Origin of the sequence: Limosilactobacillus mucosae DSM 13345, assembly GCF_001436025.1 — a bacterium.
Lineage (GTDB): Bacteria > Bacillota > Bacilli > Lactobacillales > Lactobacillaceae > Limosilactobacillus > Limosilactobacillus mucosae.
This window is the reverse complement of sequence record NZ_AZEQ01000038.1, coordinates 1-7,003: the sequence shown is the minus strand read 5'-3', so window position 1 is coordinate 7,003 and position 7,003 is coordinate 1. Positions and strand designations below refer to the sequence as shown.

The 7,003-nt window shown below is 40.8% G+C and carries 12 protein-coding genes and 1 pseudogene; 10 read left to right on the top strand and 3 right to left on the bottom strand.

Annotated elements, in window-relative coordinates; translation table 11 throughout:
• Window positions 1-84: 84 nt before the first annotated feature.
• Complete coding sequence (locus FC47_RS09890; RefSeq protein WP_056968784.1) at window positions 85-1,179, bottom strand: tyrosine-type recombinase/integrase; 1,095 nt, start codon at window positions 1,177-1,179, stop codon at window positions 85-87.
• A gap of 131 nt (window positions 1,180-1,310) precedes the next feature.
• On the opposite strand from FC47_RS09890, the gene FC47_RS09885 reads away from it, so the two are divergent.
• Window positions 1,311-1,976: a hypothetical protein gene (locus tag FC47_RS09885; protein WP_155519186.1), complete on the top strand. Its 666-nt coding sequence runs from the start codon at window positions 1,311-1,313 to the stop codon at window positions 1,974-1,976.
• A gap of 97 nt (window positions 1,977-2,073) precedes the next feature.
• Here the strand turns inward: FC47_RS09885 and FC47_RS09880 are convergent, their stop codons facing one another.
• Together FC47_RS09880 and FC47_RS09875 are read right to left on the bottom strand one after the other, a co-directional pair.
• Window positions 2,074-2,475: an ImmA/IrrE family metallo-endopeptidase gene (locus FC47_RS09880; RefSeq protein ID WP_056968782.1), complete on the bottom strand. Its 402-nt coding sequence runs from the start codon at window positions 2,473-2,475 to the stop codon at window positions 2,074-2,076.
• A 2-nt stretch (window positions 2,476-2,477) separates the two neighbouring features.
• Window positions 2,478-2,801, bottom strand: coding sequence for a helix-turn-helix domain-containing protein (locus tag FC47_RS09875; protein WP_056968781.1), 324 nt, complete (start codon window positions 2,799-2,801; stop codon window positions 2,478-2,480).
• A 169-nt stretch (window positions 2,802-2,970) separates the two neighbouring features.
• Between FC47_RS09875 and FC47_RS09870 the strand changes: the two genes are divergently transcribed.
• The 9 genes and pseudogenes from FC47_RS09870 to FC47_RS10965 all read left to right on the top strand — a co-directional run.
• Window positions 2,971-3,168 (top strand): helix-turn-helix domain-containing protein, encoded by a 198-nt coding sequence (locus FC47_RS09870; RefSeq protein ID WP_056968780.1) that lies wholly within the window; start codon window positions 2,971-2,973, stop codon window positions 3,166-3,168.
• A gap of 61 nt (window positions 3,169-3,229) precedes the next feature.
• Window positions 3,230-4,060, top strand: coding sequence for an ORF6N domain-containing protein (locus FC47_RS09865; protein ID WP_056968779.1), 831 nt, complete (start codon window positions 3,230-3,232; stop codon window positions 4,058-4,060).
• 74 nt (window positions 4,061-4,134) lie between these two features.
• Complete coding sequence (locus FC47_RS10665; protein WP_155519185.1) at window positions 4,135-4,290, top strand: hypothetical protein; 156 nt, start codon at window positions 4,135-4,137, stop codon at window positions 4,288-4,290.
• A 38-nt stretch (window positions 4,291-4,328) separates the two neighbouring features.
• Window positions 4,329-4,643, top strand: a complete 315-nt coding sequence (locus FC47_RS09860) for a DUF771 domain-containing protein (RefSeq protein WP_056968778.1) — start codon at window positions 4,329-4,331, stop codon at window positions 4,641-4,643.
• Between the two features lie 124 nt (window positions 4,644-4,767).
• A complete protein-coding gene (locus FC47_RS10660) occupies window positions 4,768-4,938 on the top strand; it encodes a hypothetical protein (RefSeq protein WP_155519184.1) in 171 nt (56 codons plus the stop codon).
• A gap of 165 nt (window positions 4,939-5,103) precedes the next feature.
• Window positions 5,104-5,604, top strand: a complete 501-nt coding sequence (locus tag FC47_RS09855) for a siphovirus Gp157 family protein (RefSeq protein ID WP_056968777.1) — start codon at window positions 5,104-5,106, stop codon at window positions 5,602-5,604.
• Window positions 5,604-6,362 carry a Sak single strand annealing protein gene (locus FC47_RS09850; RefSeq protein ID WP_056968776.1) on the top strand — a complete coding sequence of 253 codons (759 nt, stop codon included), beginning with the start codon at window positions 5,604-5,606 and terminating at the stop codon, window positions 6,360-6,362. The genes FC47_RS09855 and FC47_RS09850 overlap by 1 nt, the downstream gene beginning before the upstream one ends.
• Window positions 6,362-6,808, top strand: a complete 447-nt coding sequence (ssb, locus tag FC47_RS09845) for a single-stranded DNA-binding protein (RefSeq protein ID WP_056968775.1) — start codon at window positions 6,362-6,364, stop codon at window positions 6,806-6,808. The genes FC47_RS09850 and ssb overlap by 1 nt, the downstream gene beginning before the upstream one ends.
• Window positions 6,808-7,003: pseudogene (locus tag FC47_RS10965) on the top strand (putative HNHc nuclease); the annotation flags it as partial. The gene ssb and the pseudogene FC47_RS10965, both read left to right, overlap by 1 nt.

Here is a 7,003-nt window from a genome sequence, read left to right as displayed (position 1 = left end):
TTAGCTTTTAATTTAATATATAACGCACAAACGTTTATATAGCAGCATTTTCGGTGATTGAGTGCAATAACGGTGCAACGATAGCTATAATTGCGCTAATTTCTGCTCAATTTCATCGTCAAGTTTATGTTTATATTCATCTATCAAGTAAGCATATACATTAATAGTCGTTGTCATATTTGAGTGCCCTAATCGTTTGCTAATGGCATAAATATCAATTCCTTGGCTCAAAAGAAACGCAACATGGCTGTGGCGGAGCGCGTGGAATGTGTAATCGCGCTTTTTGATTCCGATTCGTTCCAAGGTTGATCTAAGATATGAATTAGCGTCTTGCAGCAAACTATTCTTAAAAGATTGCGGAGTTTTCGCAAACAAAAGTGGCGTTTGATTAGTTTTTAACTGCGCTAGTATCTTAAGCAGTTCACCATTAACTCGAATTGTTCTGTTTGAGCTTTCATTTTTAGTTGGCTTAAATCCGGTATTGTATTTATAGTCAATGGATTTGTTAATCGTGATTGTTCGGTGCAGGTAGTCAACGTCTTTCCAAGTCAAAGCGAGAATTTCTGAAAATCGTGCACCAGTATAAATGGCAGTCAGGACGATATAAGGCTTAACGTTATCTGGTCTTAAATCGTCATTAAGAGCTGATATCAGCTGTTTAAGCTCACTGATAGATAAATATTCAGGTTTCCGTGTTAAAGCTTTGTTGTAGGTTATATTTGCGTTATAGGTAAAGTCTTTTGAAATAATGCCGTCTGCAATTGCTGATTTAACACAGGCTTTAATTTTTGAAGTCAATTCTTTCATCGTCCCAAACGAGTGATCTTTTCCGTAGTCGTTTAAAAATTTTTGGTAGGTGCTGCGCTTGATCTGCTTGATTCTGATATCGCCAAAATATTTCGTGATAACTCGACTAGAAATGATATAATTGCCAGCCGTTGCCTTTGATATTTTTGGCAACCGGTAAGTTTCATACCACGTTTTAAAGTAGTCGGCAAAAACTGGGTCTGCTGCAATATCAACGCCATTGATCAACTCGTTTTCCATTTGCGTTGCGTAGTCTTTAGCTTGTGCTTTGGTAGCAAAACCAGATTTCGCTTTCTGATGTAGTTTGCCATTTTCGTCATGCCAGCTGATTCTGGCTTGCCATTTCCCATTGCGTTTTGTAAAAGAAGCCATAGTAAAACCCTTTCGTACATATGTTCAATAAAGATGTGATTGGTGTTATAATTAGAATACAAAATACTACACGCATCACCGGCCTAGCTATTTAGCTAGGTTTTTTTGTTATAATTGAATCGGTGATGTGTATGAAAGAAAAAGTGATAAATATGATATATTGGGCTGTTTTTTCGTTGATTGTTCCCAGTAGCATGATTCTGTTGTTAACAAGTTTTAAAGGGCTGCCAGTCTGGTTTATCGTAATAATGGCGTTGTTCATGGAATTGGTAATTACTATTGTTTTCTGGGACGAGATACAACGCTTTGTGATCAGTAGTGAAGGAATTGAGCTAGAAAAATACAAGCGTCAAGTTGACAATGCAATGGTTCAGTACAAAGAATTTCAAGAAACAATAACGCCAATGCTTGAGATAACATTAGGCAATCTAGCAGCAAGTGGTTATTTTGACGCTAGCCCTAAGAGTGAAGTTATTGTCGATTTCATAGACCGTGCTAAAAAGATTAAGCCGTCTGCTGAATCAGTAGATAAAATAGATAGACTTTTAGGCGAGGCGAATTTAGCTGCGCTTAATGCTTTTAAAACAGAATTTGAAAACATTAAACCCGGTACAGGGCAATACATTGATCCCGGGCGTAGTCGTGATTTCTCAATGCTTGATTACACGAAAACGAATCCGAAAGTTGATATTGTAGCACTGAATGAAATTGCCAAAGATATGGAACCAGGCAAAGAACGACAATATTACAAGAAAAAGCTAGATTGCTTAAACCAATTCTGGCAAGAAAATTTCTAGTTAAACATATGTTCGATTTAAGTCTATTTTTAAACCCTAGCCGTAACAGCTAGGGTATTTTTGTTTAAGCAGCTTCTTGTATTTGCTGCGTGTCGGTTTAACATTTATATTTTTTGATCGTTTCTTTAACAAACAATTCATAGTCTGCTGATATATCGTTAAGTTCCATAAAGTCTATATAGTTGATGTTTTCCGGTTCAACTCCGGTATGTTTGATATAGTCGTCCACTAGCTCATAGACAACGCAACGGTTTATTTCACTTTCCATCTTTATTCTGGCCGAAACAGTAGCATGGTAAAGTGCTGTTTGACCTGACTGCCTAGCGATATGTTCTAACTCGTGAATCAGCGTAACTCTCTGCACACGTGCTGGGTAGCGGGTAGAGATGAACACAAACTTTAACCGCTTGTCTGCACTGATCGTCGCATAGCCAGGCTTATCCATATCTATATAGTTCACGCTGATATTTAGTTGTTTGGCAATGTTACGAACATTCATAGCTAGTCCCGATTGTCTAAGTACGCTTTAATTATGCTTTCCATTATTTTCCTATCATGTTCAGTCGGTTCTTTGCCGTCTGCTGACATGATAGTGTCCATTGCTTCATCAACAGTCATTTTTGGCTTTGGTGTTTTTCTGCCTAGAAGGTAGTCAGAAGAAACGTCGAAATAGTCTGCTAAACGATTGATCGCGCTGCTAGAAGGCTCTGATTTACCAGTTTCCCATTTAGTAACGGTCTGCTGCGATACGTTTATGATTTTTGCTAAGTCTGTTTGCGAAAGCCTTTTTTGATTTCGCAAATCACGTATTCTATCACCTATCATTTTAATCAGCTCCAATATCTTAGTTATCTTTCAACAACTTTGGTAATTAAATTATACTGCGATATAACGTTGAATAGTTTTTTTAGTTGAAAAAAGTTTAAAAAAGTATTGCTTTATCAACCAAAGTGTATATAATAGTATTTGTACTTAAATACTAAGAGGTGATTACATGAACAGTCTTATGGCCTTGCGAAAAAGCAAAGGCTTGACCCAAGAAGAACTTGGCAAAAAGGTTGGCGTTCAAGCTCAATCTATCAGCAAGTGGGAAAGAGGGGTTTCAAACCCTAATTCACGCCACATTAAAGAGTTAGCTAATGCACTAGGCGTTAGTGGTAGCGATATTTTTTTGCTGTTTTTTAGTAATTAAAGTTGTTAGATAAACATTATTTAACAACTGTTTGATATATAAAAGTAGTAGAGGTAGTTAAATGGAAAAATTCAACACTGAAAAGATTCTGGAAAACGTTCCAGCAATCAAAGTGATCGGTAAAGAACATATCGGCAACATTGAATTCACTGGAATTGAAGGTGGCTTTGGTGAAAACAAAAAATCAATCTTAGCTAAAGATGTTGCACAAATTCATGAACAGTCAGTTGGAAACATTAACCGACTTATCAATAACAACCGTAAATGGTTCGAAGATGGCATTGATGTAATTGATCTTCTAAATGCGTCAGAAGCATTTAGAAATTTTGCCCACCAATTAGGGCTTGATAAAAGCAACCGAACTCAGCATATCTACCTATTAAGTGAACGTGGTTATTCATTACTTGTTAAATTCATGGACGATGAAAAAGCGACAAGGGTGTATAAGAAGCTGCTTGATAACTACTTCAACATGCGAGAAGCGATTAAGAACAATAACCCATCATTGGTACAGCAACGACGATTGTCAATCATGGAAGACAACGCTGCTACTCGCAAAGCCAACATGATGTACAAAATCGCAATGGCTACCAGTTCAGAAACAGCCCGTCAATCGCTACTAGCTCATGCTGCTAAAGAGTTGACCGGTGAAATGACATTACCAGTCATGAAACGCAAAGAGTACACGGCAACACAAATTGGGCAAAAGCTAGGCATCACTTCTAACAAAGTTGGTCGTATCGCTAACCAGTTGGGGTTAAAAGCTGAACAGCCTGGACAAAACGAATACGGTCGTTGGGCTAACAGCAAGTCGCGTAGCTCAGACAAAGAAGTGCCACAGTGGCTTTACTTTGACAAAGGTGTAAAAGCTATCGAATCAGCAATCAAATAAACACAAACGTTGATATATAAGGCTTCTAACGTTTCGCTATAAGCCTAATGCAAAACAAAAACGGAGGACTAATCATGAACACGAAAATCATCAAGCGTCGTGAAGGCGAATCACAAAACGAATTTGAGATGAGAGTTGACGTGCTGCTTGCAGACGTTGACTTTCTATCAGTCAGCTTTCAAACAGACGAGAATGGCGAATCGAAAGAGGCAAAAGTTTTGTACTTCTAACAACCGTAAAAATTTGCACGCTTGTAGGAGGTGATCGAATGCAAGTTGTGATTGATGATGAACTGATTGACCAGTCCGTCAAGCAATCAGCTAAGAAGTTGGGGCTAGTCCCAGAAGAAACATTGAAGGGCAAAACATGGAACGTTGAAGAGTTCCGCCACAATTGCTTAGGCGGTAAAAGCCGAGCATGGGTTAAGCGGGAAATCTTTGATCGTTACCCAGAAATATATGTTGAGAACGGCGGTTTCGTCGTTGATCCATTCCCGGGAACGGGGCGTAAAACTATTATCTACGCCTACGATGCCGGCCTTTGGGTCAACGAGCATTACCGCGAGTTTAATTGGAGGAGTTAGCAAATGACAGTAGCAGTTGTCTTATTAGGTCTGCTTGTAATGGTCCTCTTTATTGGGCTAGTAGACCTAACAAACAAGGTTGATAGGCTTGAACGTGAAATTGGTATTAATCGAGGTGGTAAACATGGGAAGTATCAAAGCTAGTGTCTGGTCGCTGTTAAGTGGTGGCTTTGTCTATGCCGAAATGACAAGCCATGTAATCTGGGCAAACTGGTTGGCGCTAGTGTGGATTGCCATGTTTTCATGGCAGATCGTTGTATCGACAACTAAAAAAGGCACTACCGATCGCCGGTAATGCCGAATCAAAAACATATAACGGGGTAATTTTACCATGAAAGAAACGTATACGGAAGCCGATTTAATCAAGGCTTGGAAGTCTGGCTACGAAGAAGGCTACCAAGACGCGCTGATCGACGAAAACAATGATTATCTGGAACCGAAGCACGACTAGGAGGAGTAAATGAATACCGCTGAAATTATTGCTGCTATTGCAACCGTTGACCAGAAACGGGCCGAAGGTGAAATCGATCAGCAGGCCTACACGGACACGATCGACGCCTTGCAGCTTGAACTAGCCGACAAGCTAGACGCTATCGCCTGGCTGATTGACGACACTGAAAAAGATTTAGCTATCTATAACCACGAGCTGGAAAAGATGGCCGAAATCAAAGAAGAGCGCGACAAGGCAAAAGCCCGCATTGATCGCCTTCAAAAGTATGTTGGCTATGTTGTAGCTAACTCAGGAACAACGAAAGTTCGCACTGATAAGCACGTATATAGCAAGCGCAAGAGCGAAAAGGTAGAGTTTAGCGATCAGTCGTTAATTCCTGACCAGTATTACAAAGAGAAAGTTACCGTCAAGCGAGAACCTAGCAAGACGGATATTAAAAAGGCTATCAAGGACGGCAAAGACGTTCCTGGCGCTTATCTAGCTACTAACTATAAGGGGGTTATCAAGTAATGTCAGACGAAAAGAAGAAGTCGGTATTTGAAACGTTGTCAGCGGTTGACGTTTCAAAGCACGTTGAAGTTATCAAGATGAAGAAAGGCCCTGCGCTTAGTTATGTCAGTTGGTCTTGGGCCTGGAACTTTGTTAAGTCGATTTATCCAGATACACCAACGCCAAAGTTTACCAAGTATAAAGAAATGGCATTAACAACGGTTCAAGAGCCGTACAAGGTCAAGTATGGCGATAAAGAGTACACCAAATATCGAACAGTCGTTAAGCATGCTGAAATGATTGATCGAGAAGTTCCATATCTAACCACGATGACTGGAACAATGGTTGAATGCACTATCACAATCGAAGGCGAACCATACACGGAAAGCCTTTATGTCATGGATAACAACAACAACGCTGTTATCAATCCGACGATGAAAGAAATCAATAAAACGCAAAAGCGCTGCCTTGTTAAGGCGCTTGCCCTTGCAGGTCTTGGCTTAAGCGTTTATGCCGGCGAAGACCTACCAATGGCTGATATTAACGAGGCTGACAAGCAACAAGCGGAACAGCGCAAGGAACAAGTTAATCAGCAACGCAAAATGAACGCATTACAAGCCGAATATCGGCGCTTGATGATGGAGCTGATTAATCGGCTCAATGGTGATTCAAAGCGCGCTGATGAGCTTGTAAAGGGCACTCTTGGCGATGGTAAACATAGCGGTGAAGAGTATGTAAATGCTGTTAAGGCACTCTTAGAAAGTGAGGAACAAAACTAATGATTAACAACGTAACTTTAACCGGTCGTATCACGAAAGATCTTGAAAAGCACCAAACGAACAAGGGCACGTCAGTTGTCAACTTTTCGCTAGCGGTTGATCGTCGGCGAAAGAACGCTAACGGCGATCGTGAAGCTGATTTCATCGGGATTCAAGCGTGGGGTCTAACTGCTGATCTGCTTTCCAAGTATTGCGGTAAAGGCTCATTGATCGGCGTTGAAGGCCGTATCCAAACCCGCAACTACGAAAACAATCAAGGCCAACGGGTCTATGTAACCGAAGTCGTTGCCGAAAACATAACTTTCTTGGATTCCAAGAAGGGCAACAACCAAAGCCAACAAGGCGGTTATCAACAATCCAACGGCTACCAGAACGATAACTACCAACAGCAACCATTCGACAGCGCTATGCCGTTTGACGATAGTGCCGATGATGTTCCGTTCTAATGCTGCGAAGCGGTAAGGCCTATTGGGAGCAGGGCGGGTGGTGGATTGCACCGGACGAAACACCTAACTTGTCGCATATCGAAACGATGTACGGCAAAACAAACGGCGTACCGGTGCAATACGAAATCCCAGATAAACGCAAAGCGAGACCAAAACAACGGCGCTTATTTTTCGCACTGTTAAGCGATATTCATC